Source organism: Mycobacterium gastri (genome assembly GCF_002102175.1).
Lineage (GTDB): Bacteria > Actinomycetota > Actinomycetes > Mycobacteriales > Mycobacteriaceae > Mycobacterium > Mycobacterium gastri.
The window spans coordinates 1-18,108 of sequence record NZ_LQOX01000082.1 but is presented as its reverse complement, the minus strand read 5'-3'; the positions used below and the strand labels follow the sequence as shown (position 1 = coordinate 18,108).

At 66.2% G+C, this 18,108-nt stretch carries 19 protein-coding genes and 4 pseudogenes; 17 read left to right on the top strand and 6 right to left on the bottom strand.

Going from position 1 to position 18,108, the window contains the following annotated elements:
- Positions 1-24 precede the first annotated feature (24 nt).
- Entirely contained in the window at positions 25-1,578 is a 1,554-nt protein-coding gene (locus AWC07_RS08195; protein ID WP_036414671.1) for a phospholipase C, read from the top strand.
- Between the two features lie 555 nt (positions 1,579-2,133).
- Here the strand turns inward: AWC07_RS08195 and AWC07_RS28020 are convergent.
- Entirely contained in the window at positions 2,134-2,511 is a 378-nt protein-coding gene (locus AWC07_RS28020; protein ID WP_051508047.1) for a hypothetical protein, read from the bottom strand.
- 968 nt (positions 2,512-3,479) lie between these two features.
- Here AWC07_RS28020 and AWC07_RS08185 point away from each other — a divergent pair.
- From AWC07_RS08185 to AWC07_RS08170, 4 genes are read left to right on the top strand one after another with little or no spacing between them, the layout of a single operon-like run.
- Positions 3,480-4,571 carry an amidohydrolase family protein gene (locus AWC07_RS08185; protein ID WP_036417632.1) on the top strand — a complete coding sequence of 364 codons (1,092 nt, stop codon included), beginning with the start codon at positions 3,480-3,482 and terminating at the stop codon, positions 4,569-4,571.
- A 33-nt stretch (positions 4,572-4,604) separates the two neighbouring features.
- On the top strand, positions 4,605-5,750 hold the full coding sequence (locus tag AWC07_RS08180) for an amidohydrolase family protein (protein WP_036417627.1): 1,146 nt from the start codon (positions 4,605-4,607) through the stop codon (positions 5,748-5,750).
- Between the two features lies 1 nt (position 5,751).
- Positions 5,752-6,162 (top strand): Rieske (2Fe-2S) protein, encoded by a 411-nt coding sequence (locus AWC07_RS08175; RefSeq protein WP_036417628.1) that lies wholly within the window; start codon positions 5,752-5,754, stop codon positions 6,160-6,162.
- Positions 6,159-7,028: an alpha/beta fold hydrolase gene (locus AWC07_RS08170; RefSeq protein WP_036417630.1), complete on the top strand. Its 870-nt coding sequence runs from the start codon at positions 6,159-6,161 to the stop codon at positions 7,026-7,028. Before AWC07_RS08175 ends, AWC07_RS08170 begins: the two co-directional genes overlap by 4 nt.
- 5 nt (positions 7,029-7,033) lie before the next feature.
- Here AWC07_RS08170 and AWC07_RS08165 read toward each other — a convergent pair whose 3' ends face one another.
- Positions 7,034-7,507, bottom strand: coding sequence for a hypothetical protein (locus AWC07_RS08165; protein WP_036417634.1), 474 nt, complete (start codon positions 7,505-7,507; stop codon positions 7,034-7,036).
- Positions 7,508-7,544: 37 nt separating this feature from the next.
- On the opposite strand from AWC07_RS08165, the gene AWC07_RS08160 reads away from it, so the two are divergent.
- From AWC07_RS08160 to AWC07_RS08130, 8 genes are all read left to right on the top strand, one after another.
- Positions 7,545-8,843, top strand: coding sequence for an NADH-ubiquinone oxidoreductase-F iron-sulfur binding region domain-containing protein (locus tag AWC07_RS08160; protein WP_036414203.1), 1,299 nt, complete (start codon positions 7,545-7,547; stop codon positions 8,841-8,843).
- The gene (locus tag AWC07_RS08155; protein ID WP_036414200.1) at positions 8,840-9,136 is read left to right on the top strand and encodes a ferredoxin; all 297 of its coding nucleotides are present in this window, start codon (positions 8,840-8,842) and stop codon (positions 9,134-9,136) included. Before AWC07_RS08160 ends, AWC07_RS08155 begins: the two co-directional genes overlap by 4 nt.
- A gap of 172 nt (positions 9,137-9,308) precedes the next feature.
- Positions 9,309-10,964, top strand: a complete 1,656-nt coding sequence (locus AWC07_RS08150; protein ID WP_036414198.1) for a thiolase C-terminal domain-containing protein — start codon at positions 9,309-9,311, stop codon at positions 10,962-10,964.
- Positions 10,961-11,863 (top strand): alpha/beta fold hydrolase, encoded by a 903-nt coding sequence (locus AWC07_RS08145; protein WP_051508019.1) that lies wholly within the window; start codon positions 10,961-10,963, stop codon positions 11,861-11,863. The genes AWC07_RS08150 and AWC07_RS08145 overlap by 4 nt, the downstream gene beginning before the upstream one ends.
- Positions 11,864-11,960: 97 nt before the next feature.
- Entirely contained in the window at positions 11,961-13,166 is a 1,206-nt protein-coding gene (locus AWC07_RS08140; RefSeq protein WP_036414210.1) for a cytochrome P450, read from the top strand.
- A gap of 10 nt (positions 13,167-13,176) precedes the next feature.
- Positions 13,177-13,368 (top strand): ferredoxin, encoded by a 192-nt coding sequence (locus AWC07_RS08135; protein ID WP_036414195.1) that lies wholly within the window; start codon positions 13,177-13,179, stop codon positions 13,366-13,368.
- Positions 13,369-13,443: 75 nt separating this feature from the next.
- Positions 13,444-13,665 carry a PE family protein gene (locus AWC07_RS29720; protein ID WP_139829603.1) on the top strand — a complete coding sequence of 74 codons (222 nt, stop codon included), beginning with the start codon at positions 13,444-13,446 and terminating at the stop codon, positions 13,663-13,665.
- The gene (locus tag AWC07_RS08130; RefSeq protein ID WP_482805310.1) at positions 13,559-15,154 is read left to right on the top strand and encodes a PE family protein; all 1,596 of its coding nucleotides are present in this window, start codon (positions 13,559-13,561) and stop codon (positions 15,152-15,154) included. Before AWC07_RS29720 ends, AWC07_RS08130 begins: the two co-directional genes overlap by 107 nt.
- A gap of 4 nt (positions 15,155-15,158) precedes the next feature.
- On the opposite strand, the gene AWC07_RS08125 is transcribed toward AWC07_RS08130, so the two are convergent.
- Both AWC07_RS08125 and AWC07_RS08120 read right to left on the bottom strand, forming a co-directional pair.
- Complete coding sequence (locus AWC07_RS08125; protein ID WP_036414193.1) at positions 15,159-15,347, bottom strand: ferredoxin; 189 nt, start codon at positions 15,345-15,347, stop codon at positions 15,159-15,161.
- Positions 15,344-15,643 (bottom strand): annotated as a pseudogene (locus tag AWC07_RS08120) (cytochrome P450); the annotation flags it as partial. The gene AWC07_RS08125 and the pseudogene AWC07_RS08120, both read right to left, overlap by 4 nt.
- Here AWC07_RS08120 and AWC07_RS08115 point away from each other — a divergent pair.
- Together AWC07_RS08115 and AWC07_RS08110 are read left to right on the top strand one after the other, a co-directional pair.
- A pseudogene (locus tag AWC07_RS08115) lies at positions 15,556-16,110 on the top strand (cytochrome P450); the annotation flags it as partial. The pseudogenes AWC07_RS08120 and AWC07_RS08115 overlap by 88 nt on opposite strands.
- Positions 16,111-16,157: 47 nt before the next feature.
- Positions 16,158-16,301, top strand: a complete 144-nt coding sequence (locus tag AWC07_RS08110) for a ferredoxin (protein WP_051508018.1) — start codon at positions 16,158-16,160, stop codon at positions 16,299-16,301.
- A gap of 206 nt (positions 16,302-16,507) precedes the next feature.
- Here AWC07_RS08110 and AWC07_RS08105 read toward each other — a convergent pair.
- Positions 16,508-16,672: pseudogene (locus tag AWC07_RS08105) on the bottom strand (ferredoxin); the annotation flags it as partial.
- Positions 16,669-16,887: pseudogene (locus AWC07_RS28555) on the bottom strand (cytochrome P450); the annotation flags it as partial. The pseudogenes AWC07_RS08105 and AWC07_RS28555, both read right to left, overlap by 4 nt.
- A gap of 18 nt (positions 16,888-16,905) precedes the next feature.
- Between AWC07_RS28555 and AWC07_RS28550 the strand changes: the two are divergent.
- Positions 16,906-17,103: a ferredoxin gene (locus AWC07_RS28550; protein ID WP_425271229.1), complete on the top strand. Its 198-nt coding sequence runs from the start codon at positions 16,906-16,908 to the stop codon at positions 17,101-17,103.
- 497 nt (positions 17,104-17,600) lie between these two features.
- On the top strand, positions 17,601-18,108 hold a 508-nt coding region (locus AWC07_RS08090), incomplete at its 3' end, for a PE family protein (RefSeq protein ID WP_085105023.1).

Here is an 18,108-nt window from a genome sequence, read left to right as displayed (position 1 = left end):
AACTGTGCGGAAGGACCCGTGGTGATGGGCAAAAACCCGGTTGACACAATGTCGCGCCGCGAGTTCTTGGCTAAAGCCGCCGCTGCTACCACTGCCGCCTCTCTCATGTCGTTAGCCGGGCCGGTGATCGAAAAGGCTTACGGGGCCGGGCCGTGCTCGGGTCATTTGAGCGACATCGAGCACATCGTGCTGTTGATGCAAGAAAACCGATCTTTCGATCACTATTTTGGAACGCTTTCTGATACACACGGATTCGGTACCGCCTCGCCGCTGTTTCAGCAAAAGGGCTGGGACCCGCGGACCCAGTCGCTGGACCCCTCCGGTATCACCATGCCGTTTCGTTTCGACAGCACCAGGGCACCTTTGCTCAACGGCGCGTGCATCAACGACCCCGACCATGATTGGATCACGATGCACCAGTCATGGAACGGTGGCGCGAACGACAATTGGCTACCGGCGCAAGCGCGGACGCGCTCGCCGGCCAACACCCCGGCGGCAATGGGCTACCACACTCGTCGAGACATCCCGATTCATTACCTGCTGGCCGACACCTTCACCGTTTGCGATCACTACTTCTGCTCGGTATTGGGTCCGACCTCTCCCAACCGGCTGTATTGGCTCAGCGCTTGGATCGACCCCGCCGGCACCGACGGCGGACCATCGGTGGAGACCGCCAACACCGCGCCGATCGGCGCGTACAGCTGGCGCATCATGCCGCAGAACCTCAGCGATGCCGGCATCAGTTGGAAGGTGTACAGCGACAAGTCATTAGGACCCGCGGTCAACACTTACGTGGGTTACGGCGAGATCGTGCGATGGTTCAAACAGGCCGCAGACCCGCGGTCGGATTTGCCTCGCTTCGGCGCCGCCCCCCGCTATCCGTGGGACTTTGCCGCCGACGTCAGAGCCAACCGGCTGCCACGGGTCTCCTCGCTGGTTCCGAATATTCTCGTATCCGAACATCCCGCGATGCCGGACGCGGGCGGCGCCGTGGTGATCGCGGACACGCTACGGATCTTGTTGTCCAATCCGGCGGTGTGGGAAAAGACCGCGCTGATCGTCAGCTACGACGAAAACGGCGGCTTCTTCGACCACGTCGTGCCGCCGACGGCGCCGCCGGGCACCGCGGGCGAATACCTGACGGTGCCCAACATCGACGGAGTGGCCGGTTCCGGCGGCATCCGCGGACCGATCGGCTTGGGCTTTCGCGTTCCCTGCCTGGTTATTTCACCGTTCAGCCGCGGCGGGCTGATGGTCCACGACGTGTTCGATCACACCTCCCAACTTCGATTGATAGAGAAGCGGTTCGGCGTGCCGGTGCCCAACCTCACCGCTTGGCGCCGAAGCGTGACCGGCGATATGACGTCGAGCTTCAACTTCGCGGTCCCACCCAACCCGTCACCGCCCAAGCTGAACCAACCCCGACGGGTGCTGCCGGAGCTGGCGCAGTGCGGCCTCGGGGTCGGAGCCGTAGCCGGTGCTTTTCGGTTGAACCCGCCCTACCGGGTGCCCTATCCGCAGGCGATGCCCAGCAAGGAAACCACTCCCGCCAGGGGCATTCCCAGCGGTCCGTGCTGAATCTGCCGGCATCGGCGATACGGCTGGGGCCGAAGCGATTCGATGAATAGCACGCTTGAGGACCTGCCGATGTCGAGATTGCCGGCGTACGGCGACGGCCAAACCCCCACATCATGAATTGCCTATGAAGCCCGATTCACGCAAGATGTCGATGCGCCCGGCCCGGGTCGAGGATGTGTGCCGGATTGGCGCACCTCGACGTATTTCCGGCTCCCGCAGCCCGTGCAGGTGCTTTCGTTGGGTTCAGGTCGCACGGTGGCGACCAGTTTGTCTTCATGGCGGGCCGGTCGCTCAGGTGCACCTGGACGCGACGACAGCGAATCGCGGGCTACTCCAAACTACGTTGGCGTGCAACATAACTCAATCTGACCCGGGTTCTGCCCCTGCTGGTCTGTATTGCTCTCTAGTCGCATTGGCAACACTGGCCTCTGCCGGAGGCGATGGTCGCCCTGCCCACCTACGCGCGACAACTCGGTTTTTGCAGGTCAACGCCACCTCCCAACCCCAACGGCCACCGCCAACTTGGGAACACCACCGCAGGTCAGGCGATTGTCGCTAAGAGCCGGGCACATCGGGTGTCGCCCGGTGCAGCGACGCATGTGACTGTTGTGACCGCGCGATGTACCGATTGATGGTGCGCACCAATTTCAACCAAGACATCCCTGGAAGTTGATTGTCAAGCAGCGGCGGTGTGTCGATGGGCCATGCCGTGTTCCGGTCGTATCGGGTTCGGGCGTTGAGGCAGCCGTGGAGGATACCGACGAGCCGGTTGGCGACCTGGCGGAGAGCGGCGTTGTGCTTGGTGCCGCAGGCGCGGAGCTGGTCGTAATAGCTGCGGACTTCGGAGTCGTGCAGAATCGCGCAGGAGGCCTGTCCCTGGAGAGCGTCGACGAGCCGATCGTTGTGAATGTAGCCGGCCGCGACGATCCGCATCCTCCCAGATTGCCGGGTGATCGAACTGGTCCCCGCATAGTTCTTGCGATCCTTGAAGCTGCGGTAACGGCCTGGGGCATCCCCGAATTCTGCAAGCACCCGGGGGTCTCGGCCCGATCCTGGGTGCAACCCATCCGATCCGGAGTTGCCGAACAGTCGCCCGCCGGCGCCGCCGGCGCCGCCCGCAGCGCCGCCGGTCCCATCTCCGCCGTTACCGCCGCTACCGAAATTCCGCGCGTCCCCACGGGTTCCACCAGTGTTACCGGCCCCATCGCTCCCGTTGATTTCACCTACGCCGCCAACCCCGCCTTGCCCGGCATTGCCGCCATCCCCACTCCCGCCGGTACCGCCGCTCCCGCCAGAACCACCGGCATCAGCAGCGTAGCTACTGTAATTTGGGCGGAATCACCGCCGACTCCACCTTGCCCGCCGGCCCCGCCGACACCAGCGGTTGTACTGAATCTGGCATCGGCGTTACGGCTGGGGCCGAAGCGATTTCGATGCATAGCACGCCTGAGGGTACGACGTGCCGATGTTTGAGACTGCCGGCGCACAGGTGACGGCCAACCCACATCATGAATTGCCTATGAAGCCCGGGCCACGCACCCGGACAGCGGCCAACGGCCCGGCCGTGTAGATGGCAATCATTTCGCTCAAATACATATTGCATTTCATACAACATCAGCACCCTCACCCATCGGGGCATCGAGAACAGTGAGGTTGTGGTGGAGGCGAGCTCCTTGTGTTCGGATCGCACTCGGAACGCACTTCAACAAACGAGAGAATGCTATTATCCGTATTGAAGAACTATACTGGCAATATGACCGGCAATATTACCGCGTAGCAGGGCAGATGATTAATCGAAATGCTTACCGGAAAGGCGTTGATCGGCGACCGACCGAAATGTTAGGTTGTCTATCAGATGCCTAGGCCGGGCTCGTCGTCGCCGGAGCCGGAGGGTGGGTTTCGTGATCGAACATGCTGACGGAACGCGCACGCCAGTCATCGATGCCAGCGTGCACATCTTCTTCCCGTCCAACAAAGACCTGCGCAGCTTCCTGCGTGAGCCGTTCAAGAGCCGGGGCTTTCCCGACTACGAGATGGACTGGTACGGCGCGCCCGGCGGTGAGTACGCCCCGTACGCCGAGGGCCCGAACCGGGAATACCCGGGTTCGAACGTGGAACTGGTTGCCGGCGAACTCTTTTCCAGACGCGGTGTCGACGTGGCGATCCTGCATCCGATGGGCCGCGGCATCATGCCCGACCGGCACCTCGGCAGCGCGCTGCACGCCGCCCACAACGAGATGATGGTGTCGCGCTGGCTGGACCACGACGAACTCGGCGAGAAGTTCCGCGGTACCATCCGGGTCAACCCCGACGACATCGCCGGCGCGCTACGAGAAGTCGCGAAGTGGCGTGAGCACCCGCGCGTGGTCCAGATCGGCGTGCCGCTGCAGTCCCGGGAGCTCTACGGCAAGCCGCAGTTCTGGCCGCTGTGGGAGGCCGCGGCCGACGCGAACCTGCCGGTGGCGGTCCACATCGAATCCGGCGAAGGTATCGGATTTCCGCCCACGCCCTCCGGGCACACCCGCACCTATGAGCAATACGTCGGCTTCATGGCGCTGAACTACCTCTATCACCTGATGAACATGATCGCCGAAGGAGTGTTCGAGCGTTTTTCCACGCTGAAGTTCGTCTGGGCCGACGGTGCGGCAGACTTCGTGACGCCGTTCATCTGGCGGATGGACGTGTTCGGCCGGCCGCACCTGGAACAGACGCCGTGGGCGCCGCGGATACCGAGCGACTATCTGCCCGGTCACGTGTACTTCGTGCAGGGCGGTCTCGACGGTCCCGGTGACGCCGACTTCGCCGCGCAGTGGTTGTCGTTCACCGGCAAGGAGAACATGGTGATGTTCGGCTCCAGCTATCCGCACTGGCAGTGCGGTGATGTCAAGAAGCTGCCCAGCGCACTGTCGACCGAACAGCGCGAGAAGTTGTGCTGGCGCAACGCCGCCGACCTCTACGGGATCGAGATTTCCGTCGACCTGGCAACGGGATAGTCGCAGAATGGACAGAGAACAAGGGAGATCACGATGACCCTGACCCACATGCACGAACGTGTTCCCGCCGCTGAGCGCATAGCCGTCCGGTGCGTCGACTCGGATGTCCACCCGGTGCCCAAGCGCGGCGAGATCAGCCAGTACATCCCGGAGCCGTGGCGCAGCAAGTACTTCCTCGAACACCGGGTGGGCGAGCTGATCTACTACGACGCCCCGGACTACGCCCACAGCTTCGCGATGCGCGTCGACACCTTCCCGCCCGACGGCGAGTTTCCCGGCAGCGACCCGGATATGGCCTTTCGTCAGCTGATCATGGAGGCCGGCTCCGACATCGCGATCCTGGAGCCCGGCGGCCGGACGCCACGCTTACCCGAAGCCCACCAGGCCTATTCGACGGCACTCAATCACTGGCAGGCCAATCACTGGCTCGACGGCCACAACAACTGGCATCAGCGCTGGCGCGGTTCGATCTGCGCGGCCGTCGAGGACCCCGAAGGAGCCGCCCGCGAGATCGAGGAATGGGCCGGACACCCGTACATGGCGCAGGTGCTGATCAAGGCCGAGCCGCGGCCGTCATGGGGCCACCCGATGTACAACCCCGTCTGGGCGGCCGCAACCAAGCACGACATCACCGTGAGTTGTCACCTGTCGCGCAGCAACTACGAGATGCTGCCGACGCCGCCGGTGGGGTTTCCCAGCTACAACCACGACTTCATGGTGACCTACTCGCTGCTGGCCGCAAACCAGGTGATGAGCCTGATCTTCGACGGCGTCTTCGACCGGTTCCCCACCCTGCGGATCGTCTTCGTCGAGCATGCGTTCACCTGGATCCTGCCGCTGATGTGGCGCATGGATGCGATCTACGCGGCCCGCAAATCCCGGGTGGACATCAAGCGCAAGCCGTCGGAATACGTCAAGGAACACATCAAGTTCACCACCCAGCCGCTGGACTACCCGGAGGACAAGACCGAGTTGGCTCGCGCGCTGGAATGGATGGAATGCGACAAGATCCTGCTCTACTCCTCGGACTACCCGCACTGGACTTTCGACGACCCGCGCTGGCTGGTCAAGCACTTGCCCAAAGCGGCCCGGGATGCGGTGATGTACAAGAACGGCATCGCGACCTACCACCTGCCGGAGACGGTGCCGGTCCTCGAAGGTCAAACCCGGGTGTTCTGAATTGACCTCTGAAGCTACGGGGCGACCCACCCGGCCCCGGCCTCGCCTCGCCCAGGGCCGCGAGCACGTCGTCGCAACGGTGGACGAGATCCCGCCGGGCACCCACAAACTGGTGCCGATCGGGCGGCACGGCGTCGGTGTCTACAACGTCAACGGCACCTTCTACGCCATCGCGAATTACTGCCCGCACCAAGGCGGTCCGCTGTGCTCGGGACGCGCCCGGGGCCGCACCGTCGTCGACGAAAGCGCACCCGGCGACGCCGTGATGGTGCGGGACTTGGAGTACATCTACTGCCCGTGGCATCAATGGGGTTTCGAGCTGGCGACCGGCACCACCGCGGTCAAGCCGGAATGGAGTATTCGCACCTATCCGGTCCGTGTCGTCGGCAAAGACGTGCTGGTGATGGCGTGACACCCGCTATCGAGGTGAACGGCGGCAGCGTCGTCTACGAAACCCTCGGCCAGTCAGGCGATCTCATTGTTCTGACGCCGGGCGGCCGATTCGGCAAGGACATTCCCGGCCTGCGTCCGCTGGCCGAGGCACTGGTCGAGGGCGGCTATCGGGTCTTGTTGTGGGACCGGCCGAATTGCGGAGCCTCCGATGTGCAGTTCTACGGTCAAACCGAGTCGCACATGCGCGCCGAGACCCTGCGCGGCGTGCTGAGCGCGCTCGGGGTCGATCGGTGCATCATCGCCGGAGGTTCCGGCGGGGCACGGGATTCCATGTTGAGCACGATGCTCTATCCCGAGCTGGTGGAAAAGCTGGTGGTATGGAACATCGTCGGCGGCGTGTACGGCATGTATCAGCTGGGCGCCTACTACGTGCTGCCAAGTATCCAGGCGGTGCGCTGGTCGGGTATCGAGGGGCTGCTGAAGGTACCCGAGTGGCGTGACCGCATCGACCAGAACCCGGCCAACAAGCAGCGGTTCCTCGATCTGGACCCCGAAGAGTTCCTCACGGTGATGTTGCGCTGGCTCAACGCGTTCGTACCCAAGCCGGGACAGACGATCCCCGGCGTCGATGACGAAATGTTTAGCCGCATCAAGGTTCCCACGCTGATCATCCGCGGCGGCGAGAACGACTGGGATCATCCCAAGCGCACCTCGCTGGAGGTCAGCTGCCTGATCAAAGGATCCCAGCTGATCGATCCGCCCTGGCCGGAGGAAGCGTGGGAGCGTGCGGCCGAAGCACGAGCGGCGGGAAAAGTGAAGCACTTCAACATGTTTGACACCTGGGTGCAGGCCGCGCCCGCGATCCTCGAATTCCTGGCCACGTGATGCGTTCACCTGGTGCGGATGCGGACCTCACAGTTCAGCGACGCCTCGAGCGCCGTATGGATCCGGCTTTCCGGGACCCGCTCCAGGTCGGCTTCGCGCAGGGTCACGTAGACGATGTCGAAGCCATCATCATCGTGTTGGCGGACGATCTCGCCGGTGACTCCGAAGGCAGACAGCACACCATAGGCGTCGTCATCGGTTCCCCTGCTGATGAAGGTGACCACGCCGGCCACTGGGGTGGTGTCGAAGGCCTTGGCGCACAAGTCGATTGCCGTTTGTTTTGCCGCTTCGACGCCGTCGCAGGTGATGAGCAGTTCCAGCTCGCGGCGGCCGGACGGCCTGGCCTCGAGGTCGTTGTCGACTATTTCGGCGCCGATGTCGGCGATGAACCCGCGGAGCGCGCCCATGCCCTCGCGTAGCCGCTCAGACGTGAGCACACCGGCCGGGTCGACGTTGACCCGCATCACCACAGTCCGCATACGGGCAAGCGTAACCGGAGCGATAGCAGGGTAATCGATGCAAGCCACCGACACCATGTTCAGGACGGCAACCTGGCCGGGCAGTCCGCCCCGGTTGCTGCGGAACGACCGCGAACCCGAAAACATCGCGGCTTATCGGGAGCAGGGCGGCTACCAACCACTCACCGAAGCGGACACCGTGCTGCACGAAATCGAATCCGCCGGACTGCTCGGCCGCGGCGGGGCAGCGTTTCCGCTGGGGGTGAAGTTGCGTGCGGTACGGCGCAACGGGCGTGCCGCCGGCGGCGCCGTCGTCGTTGCGAACGGCGAAGAGGGAGAACCCACTTCGATCAAGGACCGCTGGCTGCTGCGCTACCGCCCGCACCTGGTGCTGGACGGGCTGCGGTTGGCCGCGGCGATCGTCGGAGCCAGGCGCGCCTACGTCTATGTCTCCGACCCGGCCGCGGCCGGCAGCGTCGAAACCGCACTCGCCGAACTGGACTCCGATGCCCTCGGCGGTGTCGACATCAGCGTGTGGACCGTGCCACCCGGATACATCGCCGGGGAGGAGACCGCGGCCGTCCGCGCGATCAACGGTGGCCCGGCCAAGCCGACCGACAAACCGCCGCGCCCATTCGAGGTCGGCGTCCGCGGCCGGCCCACGCTGGTGAGCAACGTCGAGACCCTGGCCAATCTCCCCTACCTGCAGCGCCGCGGGTCGGCGGCATTTCGGGCACAGGGCACGCTGTCATCGCCGGGGACATTTCTGGCCACCGTCACCGGAGCCAGCCGCCCACCGGTGCTCTACGAACTTCCGCACGGTTTGCGTTTCACCGAATTGCTTGCGCTGCACGGTGTCTCGTCCGAGCAGGTGCGAGGAGCCCTGATGGGCGGTTACTTCGCCGGCTTGCTCAACCGCGGTGTGCTGGACACCACCCTGGACCACGAGACGATGCGGCGCGCCGGCAGCGGTTTGGGCTGCGGCGCGATCTCGGTGATCACCGACGACTGCCCGGTCGCGGTTGCGGCGTCGGTGCTGGCCTACTTCGACCGCGAGAACGCCGGGCAGTGCGGTTCGTGTTTCAACGGCACGGCTGCCATGGCCGCCGTCGCGGCAGCGCTGCGCGACTCCGCCGCGACACAGGAGGATCTCGACCGGCTGCGCCGCTGGTCCGTGGTGTTACGCGGGCGTGGCGCCTGCGCGACGCTGGACGCCGCCACCAACGTTGCCGCGACACTGCTGGACCAGTTTCCCCACGAGGTGGCCCGCCATCTGAGCGGCCGCTGCCAGGAGTGCAGTGCCGGCGCGTTTCACGCCGACCGTCCCTACCAAGCCACAGCGGTGAGGCAGCCATGAGAATCCGTCTGGACCGCACCGTCTGCGACGGCTTCGGCGTGTGCGCCAAGCATGCCCCGGCCTACTTCTCGCTCGACGACTGGGGATACGCGTGCCTGGTCGGCGACGGCACCGTGCGGGAGCAGGACCGCGATGCGGTCATGCGGGCACTGCTGGACTGCCCGGTGCACGCCATCACCGAAATCGGCGACCGCCCACCGGAAGTCGCTCACCCGTATGCCGTCAGCCCGGAAGATCCCGCCGAGAACCTCAAGACCGAGTCCAACGAAGCGCAGTGGGGATTCACGCGTTGACTTCTGCCCGAGCCTGCGGTGGCGGCATCGAGACTGCGCACAGATCACGCTCCGGCGGCGAGATCGCGTGCTGGGCGCAGTTTCGACGGCGCGAAGATGATAACGTAATTCTCGTATTCGCATAACGGGCCTACCAAGTCATCTTTCGGGCCGTCCACTCCGCGGAGGTGAAGTGTCAGCAGCACCGGGACGTCCGCTGCCCCAGATCACCGACGAGAACGAATTCTTTTGGACCTCAGGCGCGGACGGCGAACTGCGGTTCCAGCAGTGCCGGGCCTGCGACGCGCTGATCCATCCGCCCGCACCGGTGTGTCGCTATTGCCGATCCCGCGAGATCGGGGTGCGGGCCGTTTCGGGTACGGCGACGCTCGCCGGGTTCACGGTCAATCATCGGTTCAGCCTGCCCGGCCTGCCGGCGCCGTATGTGGTCGCCCAGGTGGCGATTACCGAGGACTCCCGCGTCCGGCTGACCACCAACATCGTCGAGTGCGAGCCGGATCGGCTGGTGCTCGGTCAGCCCGTCGAGGTGGTCTTCGAGCAGGTCGAGGATGTCTGGCTACCGCTGTTCCGGCCGGCCACCGCCGCAGAGCCGGCCGCCCTGCCGGCCGACGAGATCGAGCCACAGCGGTTCGGCGAACACGTCCGTCCGGTGCTGACCACGACGAAGTTCGAGGACCAGGTCGCCCTCACCGGCATCGGCATGTCGGCCATCGGGCGCCGGCTGATGGTGACACCGCTGTCGCTGACGATCGATGCCTGCGAGGCCGCCATCGCCGATGCCGGGCTGAGTTTCGCCGACATCGACGGCCTGTCGACCTACCCCGGCGGCGGCAATCTCGGCGGGTTCGGCGAAGGCGGGGTGACCGCGCTGGAGGCGGCGCTGGGTATCCGGCCCACCTGGCACAACGGCGGCATCGAAACCTTCGGCCCCGGCGGGTCGGTGATCGCGGCGATGCTCGCCGTGGCCGGTGGCCTGGCTCGACACGTGCTGTGTTTCCGGACGCTGTGGGAAGCCACCTACACCGAGCTGATGAAGCGGGGCCGCATCGCCCCACCCGACGGCCGCACCACCAGCTGGCAGATCCCGTTCGGTGCCACCTCGGCGGCGCACACCCTGGCGATCAACGCGCAGCGGCACTTTCACCGTTACGGCACCACCAAAGAGACGCTGGGCTGGATCGCGCTGAACCAGCGCGCCAACGCCGAACTCAACCCCACCGCGGTCTATCGGTCGCCGATGACGATGGCGGACTACCTCGATGCGCGGCCCATCACCACGCCGTTCGGTCTCTACGACTGCGACGTGCCGTGCGACGGCGCGGTGGCCGTCGTCGTCTCCGCCGTCGACGCCGCCCGCGACCTGGCCAAGCCCCCGGTGCTGGTGGAAGCGGTCGGGACGCAGATCATCGAGCGCATCGACTGGGACCAGAGCACGCTGACCCACGAGCCGCAGGTCCTGGGCCAGGCGGCGCATCTGTGGACGCGGACGTCGCTGCGGCCCGGCGACGTCGACGTCGCCGAACTCTACGACGGGTTCACCATGAATTGCCTGTCCTGGATCGAGGCACTGGGATTCTGCGGAATCGGTGAAGCCAAAGATTTCCTGGACGGCGGCAAGAACATCGCCCGCGACGGTGTGCTGCCGTTGAACACGCACGGCGGCCAGCTCTCGCACGGCCGTACCCACGGAATGGGTCTGCTGCACGAGGCCGTCAGCCAGCTGCGCGGCGAAGCCGGCGCGCGCCAGGTTGCCGGCGCCCGCGTAGGCGTGGTCAGCAGCGGCGGCCTGACGCCCAGCGGTGTGCTCCTGTTGCGGACCGACGCATGAACCGGGCCAGCGTCCGTCCGCGGGTGGTGATGGTCGACGGCGTACCGATGTCGGGGCTGGCCGCCGAGGCCCCAGATCCCCGGGCGGTCGTGGTGGCCCTGCACGGCGGCGGCACCACGTCGACGTATTTCGACTGCCCCGGCCACCCGCAGCTGTCGTTGTTACGGCTCGGCGCGACACTGGGTTTCACCGTCATCGCACTCGACCGCCCCGGCCACGGCAGCTCGGCGCCGTATCCCGAGGCGGTGCAAAGTCCGCAGCAGCGCGTCGCCCTTGCCTTCGGAGCCGTGGAGCGCATCCTCGGGCAGCGCCCACGCGGCGCGGGGCTGTTCCTGATGGGCCATTCCGGCGGCTGCGAGTTGGCGCTGCGGATGGCTGCCACGCCGCGCGGCGCCGAGCTGCTCGGCCTCGAACTGGGCGGCACCGGAAGGCGCTACCACCCCGCCGCCAAGGACGTCATGCGGGCGGCCGCCCAGCAGGACCGTCCACCCGGCGTCCGCGAGCTGTTGTGGGAGCCGATGCGGTTGTATCCGGCCGACATCATCGGTGGAATCACGAACTCGGCGACCGCTCCGCGCTACGAGCGGACCGTGGCGCTGAACTGGCCGCACCGGGACTTCCCCGCGCTGGCGCCTGCGGTCCGGGTCCCGGTGCGGTTCACGCTGGGCTGCCACGACAACGTCTTTCGGTCCGACCCGCAAGCCTTGGCGGAAATCGCCGACATGTTCTCGGCCGCGCCACATTTCGTCAGTGAGGTGGCGACCGATGCCGGGCACAATCTCAGTCTCGGTCACACCGCCGCCGACTATCACCGCAAGGTCTTTGCATTTGTGCAGGAGTGCGTGACTCGGTCAGCCGGGGTGCGCTCCTCGACTAGTGACGATCAGGAGGCCGGTTGATGTTTCCCGCTCGCCCCGAAGCCGCTACCGTTACCGTTACAGTCGAACGCTCAGTCGTAACGATTCCGCCCACGACCCGGTGCTCGAGGAGTGTGCCATGACCACATCGAAGGTCGTCTTCGATCCGTTCTCCGAGGAGTTCTTCAACGGCGCCTGGGACACCTACCGGCGGATGCAGGAAGAAACACCGGTCTACTACAGCGAGGAGTACGACTTCTACGCGCTGACCCGCCACGCCGACGTGGCGGCGGGGCTCAAGGATTTCCAGACCTACTCCTCGGCCTACGGGATCGACCTCGCGATGGTGCGAACCGGGCAGCCACCGCCGCAGAAGGCGATCATCTTCATGGATCCCCCCGAGCATCGCCACATGCGCAGCCTGCTCAACAAGGTCTTCACGCCGCGCGCCATCCAGTCGCAGCGGCAGACGGTCATCGACAAGATCGACAAGTACCTGGGTGCGGTTGATCCCGACGGCTTCGACGCGGTGCAAGAGTTTTCCGCGCCGTTCCCGGTCGAAGTGATCACGACCATGCTGGGCGTACCCGAGGAGTACGCCCAGCAGGTGCGGCATTGGATCGACGAGTCGTTACACCGCGAGCCCGGGCAGGTGGAGGTCGGCGAAAAGGGCATGCAGGCCAACATCAACACGGCAATGCTCTACTACGAGCTGGTCAAGCAACGCCGCGCCGAACCGCGAGATGACCTGTTCACCAAGTTGATCAACGCCGAGATCGAACGCGAAGATGGCCAGCTGACCAAGCTCGACGATCTCGAAATAGCTGGCTTTGCAACACTATTGGGCGGTGCCGGGGCCGAGACGGTGACCAAGCTGGTCGGCAATGCCCCGGTGGTGTTCGCCCGGTTCCCCGACCAGTGGCAAAAGCTACTCGACGATCGCTGTAAGATCCCCGCCGCCGTCGAGGAATTGCTGCGCTATGAGGCGCCGTCGCAGTATCAGGTCCGTCGTTCGATGAGAGATGTCGAGCTGCACGGCGTCACGATTCCGGCCGGCAAGCCGGTGTTCCTCATCAACGGCGCCGCCAACCGCGATCCGCAAGCCTGGACGGATCCCGACAGATTCGACATCGACCGCGACCCGCACGAAGCCACTAATCTGGGCTTCGGGTACGGGATTCACAGCTGTCTGGGCGCGGCGCTGGCGCGGATGGAAAGTGCGATCGCGTTGGAGAAGCTGCTGGACTTCATGCCTCGCTACGAGGTCGGCTGGGCGAATTGCAACCGGGTCCATATGCAAAACGTCGCCGGCTGGCAGAACGTGCCGGTGCGGGTGCTGCGGTGAGGAGGCCGCAATGAGAATCGAAGTCGATTGGGATCTGTGTGAGAGCAACGCGGTGTGCATGGGCATCGCGCCGGAGGTGTTCCGGGTCGGCGACGACGACATGCTGACCGTCTTGCAGCCGGAGGTCACGCCCGAGAACGAGGCGCTGGTGCGCGAGGCGGTGCGGCAGTGCCCACGGCAGGCGATTTCGATCGAGGAGTAGTCGCCCGAAACGGCGATACGTTGACCGGGACGGCGATACGATCGGCTTCTTCCCGGCCGATCGGAGAGTACGACCATGCCATTTGTCATCGCCGCCCCGGACCTGTTAGCCACGACCGCAACGGATTTGGAACGCATTGGGGCGGCGATCAGCGCCGGAAACTACGCCGCCGCGGCCCCAGACCACCAACGTGGCCGTGGCAGCGGCCGACGAGATATCGGCGGCAATCGCGGCGGTGTTCGGTGCGCATGGTCAGAGCTATCAGGCAGTCAGCGCCCAGATGACCGCGTTCCATGAGCAATTCGTCCGCGCCCTGGGCGCCGGGGGCAGTGCCTACGCCAGCGCGGAGGCGGCCAATGTCACACCCCTGCAGACGCTGTTGAACGTGATCAATGCACCCACCCAAGCACTGCTGGGGCGTCCGCTGATCGGCAACGGCACTGACGGTATACCGGGAACCGGCCAAAACGGCGGGCCCGGCGGGCTGTTGATCGGCAACGGCGGTAATGGCGGGTCCGGCGGCGGCGCGCATCTCGCCGGCGGCAACGGCGGCGCTGCCGGATTGTTGGGCAATGGCGGCAGCGGTGGGCTAGGAGCGCCAGGGGCGGCCGGGGGCAAAGGCGGCTCCGGTGGATTCTTCTATGGCAGCGGCGGCGCCGGCGGCAACGGCGGCAACGCCGTCGTCCCGGGTGGCAACGGCGGCGAAGGCGGTGCCGGCGGGCCGGCCATCTTCTGGGGCCAGGGCGGGGCCGGTGGCAACGGCGGCCTGGGCGCATCCGGTGCCCCGGGCGTCAATCCCAGCCCGCTCCCTGCGGGCACGCCGGCGTCTGCCGGCACCCCCGGCGCCGCTAACACGACGGGCAATGGCGGACCCGGTGGGCCCGGCGCCAACGGGGTCAGCACCGCCAGCACCGGGCAACCCGGTGGTACCGGCGGCAACGGCGGCGCGGGCGGGGCTACCGGCTTCGCCAGCCCGGTGATGGGCGGCGCCGGCGGCACGGGAGGTGACGGCGGCGTCGGCGCCGCGGGCGGCATGGGCGGTACGGGCGGCACCGCCTCTTCTAACTTTGTGAATCCGCCTGAGAGGGGCACCATCGGAGGCCCCGGTGGCAACGGCGGCGCCGGGGGCGCGGGAGCCCCGGGCGGCATGGGCGGCACCGGTGGCAACGCCCTCTTTGAAGGCCTCGGGGGTCCCGGCGGCACCGGGGGGGTCGGCGGCACCGGCGCCTCCGGCGGCACGGGCGGCACCGGAGGCCAAGGCAGCACCAGCTCCACCCCCAGCTCCAGCTTCACCGGAATCGGGGGTGCCGGTGGAACCGGCGGGGCTGGCGGTGTCGGAGCTGCAGGGGGGACCGGCGGCAGCGGCGGCGCGGGCGGTACGGGTGGTCGTGGCGGGCTGCTGCTCGGTGATGGCGGCACGGGCGGCATTGGCGGAAACGCCGGCGCCGGCGCCGCCGGCGACGTTGGCGGCCCCGGCGGGACGGGGGGCAACGGCGGATTTGGCTTCAACTCCCTCCAGGGCGTAGGTGGCAACGGGGGCGCCGGCGGAGACGGCGGCAACGGTGGAGACGGTGGCGACGGCGGAAGCGGCGGCGCCGGCGGCGCCGGCGGGCTGTTCGGCAACTCGGGTGCTTCCGGCGCGGGCGGCAGCGCGGGCGCCGGCGGGGCCGGCGGAAACCCCGGGGCGGGCGGCGCCGGCGGATCGGGTACCCCGAACGGCGCCACCGGTGGGCCCGGCCAGTCCGGCGCTGACGGTGTCGCCGGGGTAGCTGGCCTACCCGGCTAGCCGGTCATCGCTCGCTGATCGCCTGCTCCGGACAACATTCGATGGCTTCGCGGGCGGCCGCTTCCAGTTCCGCTGGCACATCAGAAGTTATCGCCACCGAGTAGCCGTCGTCGGTCAGGCTGAACACCTCCGGACACAGCGTCAGGCACATGCCGTGGCCACGGCAGCACTGATCGTCTACCCACACCCTCATGCCGGCGTGAACTCCAGATGCAGCTCGGTCAGGCCACGCAGGATGTAGGTCGGAACATATTGGTAGCGGCGGTCATTCGCCGGGCCATGCTCGCGCTCGTTGATCCTGATGTCCGACGTGCGATCGAGCAACCGCTCGATGGCGACCCGAGTTTCGGCACGCGCCAGCGGCGCCACGGGGCAACTGTGGATCCCGCGCCCGAACGAGAGATGGCGAAAAGACGACGCGTGATGACGTCGAAATAGCAGGATTTGCAACATTATTGGGCGGTGCCGGCGCGGAGACCGTGACAAAGCTGGTCGGCGATGCTCCGGTGGTGTTCGCGCAGTTCGCCGAGCAATGGCAGAAGCTACTCGACGACCGCAGCAAGATCTCCGCAGCCGTCAAAGAGCTACTGCGCTACGAAGCGCCATCCCAATATCACGTTCGTTGTTGGACCAAAGATGTTGAACTGCATGGCGTTACGATTCCGACCATCAAGCCGGTGTTCCTGATCAACGCCGCAGCCAACCGCGACCCCGATGCCTGGACGGACCCCGACAACTTCGACGTCGATCGTGACCGGCACGAAGCCTTGAACCTGAGCCTTGGCTACGGGATTCACGGCTGCCTGGGCGCAGCGCTGGCCCGCATGGAAAGCACGATCGCCCTGGAGAAGCTGCTCGACTGCATGCCCCGCTATCAGGTGGACTGGGAGAATTACAACCGCGTCCACATGCAAAACGTCGCGGGACGGAAGAACGTACCGGTAGCGGCGCTGCGAGGAATGTCGACATCGACTGGGAACTCTGCGAAAGCAACGGGGTGTGCATGGGAATCGTCCCGGAGGCATTTGAGCTCGGCGACGACGACATGCTGACCGTCTTACAGCCACAAGTCGCGCCAGAGAACGAGGAGCTGGTGCGCGGCGCGGTGCGCCAGTGCCACCGGCAGGCGATCTCGATCACCGAGTGATGGCTCGACTGCATCGCCTCCGCCGGGCGAGGCAGGTGGTCCGGCGTTCTCACTTTGCCACCGGAGGAGAGTGGGGCACGGCACGGTGTACTAAAACGCCGCGGCCCTGACGTGGAGGGCGATACTATCGGCGTTACCCACCAAATCGCGTCTACCGGCAATAGTTGCCGTGTCGCAGGAGGGCAGCACCATGGCGCATGTGATCGCGGGCAACTTTCGATGGCTTCGCGGGCGGCGGCCTCCAATTCCGTTGGCACATCGGAAGTTATGGCCACCGAGTAGCCATCGTCGGTCAGGCTGAAGACCTCCGGGCACAGCGTCAGACACATGCCGTGACCTCGACAGCACTGGTCGTCTACCCAGACCTTCATGCCGGCGTGAACTCCAGGTGCAGTTCGGTCAGGCCGCGCAGGATGTGCGTCGGAATATATTGGTAGCGGCGGTCATTCGCCGGACCGTGCTCACGCGCGTTGATCCGGATGTCCGATGTGCGTCGCCCGAACGAAAGATGCTGGCGCGCGTTCTTGCGGCCCGGATCGAATATCGCCGGGTCTTCGAACCGGCGCGGATCACGATTGGGGCTGGAAGAACGTTCCCGGTAAAGGTGCTGCGAGGAAGGTCGGCGTCGGCTAGGACCTGCGTGAAAGCAACGGTGTGCATGGGCGCCGTCCTGGTGGTGTTCGAACTCGGCGATGACGACATGGTGAGCGTCTTACAGCCAAAGGTGGCGCCCGAGAGCGAGGAGCTGGTACGCGACGCGATGCGCCAGTGCCCGCGGCAGGCGATCTCGATCGAGGAGTAGCCACACGCAAACCTCGACGGCGCCAGCATCGCCTCTGCCCGGCAAGGCGGGCAGCCTGTGTAGTCACGCTGCAATCGGAGGGTAAAACCGCGTCGTTTGTCATTGCCACACCGGAGCTGCTCGCCACTGCCACAACCGATTTCATTCGCGCCTGAGTGCCGAAGGCCATCGCGTCGGCCGGCGCGGAGGCCGCCCATCCCGCGCCCTTTCAGGCACTATTGAACCTAATCGACGCGACCGCCCGGGCGCTGTGACGTCCGCTGATCGGCAACCAAACCGATGGGGCGCCGGGACCGGCCAAACGGTGCGCTGCTCACTTAAGGAGGTCGGCTCCGCCAACTGCGATCCCGGGGGATGGACCGACCCCGGCGGGCCACTTCGACACCGCGTGCAGAAATGCGGGTCGGCTGCCGCGGGTTGGCGATAGCATGAACTTTCTCCCGGCAAATCCCGTTCCCTCGGTAATAGTTACCGGCGTGTCAGGGAAGGTCGGCATTGTGTCGTTTGTGATCGCAACACCGGAGATACTCGCCGCGGCGGCGAACGATTTGGCGAGCATTGGTTCGGCGGTCAGCGAGGCCAATGCCGCCGCGGCGGCCCCGACCACGGTGGTGGTGGCCGCGGCCGCAGACGAGGTGTCGGCGGCGATCGCGGCCCTGTTTGGCGCGCACGCGCAGACCTATCAGAAGCTTAGCGCCCAAGCGGCGGGGTTCCATGCCCAGTTTGTGCAGGCCTTGACCGCCGGTGCGGGCTCCTATGCGGCCGCCGAAGCCGCCAACGCCTCGCCCTTGCAGGCCCTCGAGCAGCAGGTACTGGCCGTGGTCAACGCGCCCGCCCAGACGCTGCTGGGGCGCCCGTTGATCGGCAACGGCGCCAACGGCGGGCCGGGACAGGCCGGCGGGGATGGTGGGTTGTTGTTCGGCAACGGCGGGACCGGGGGGACCAGCACCACCGCGGGGGTGGCCGGCGGGGCCGGCGGTGCGGCGGGGTTGATCGGTACTGGCG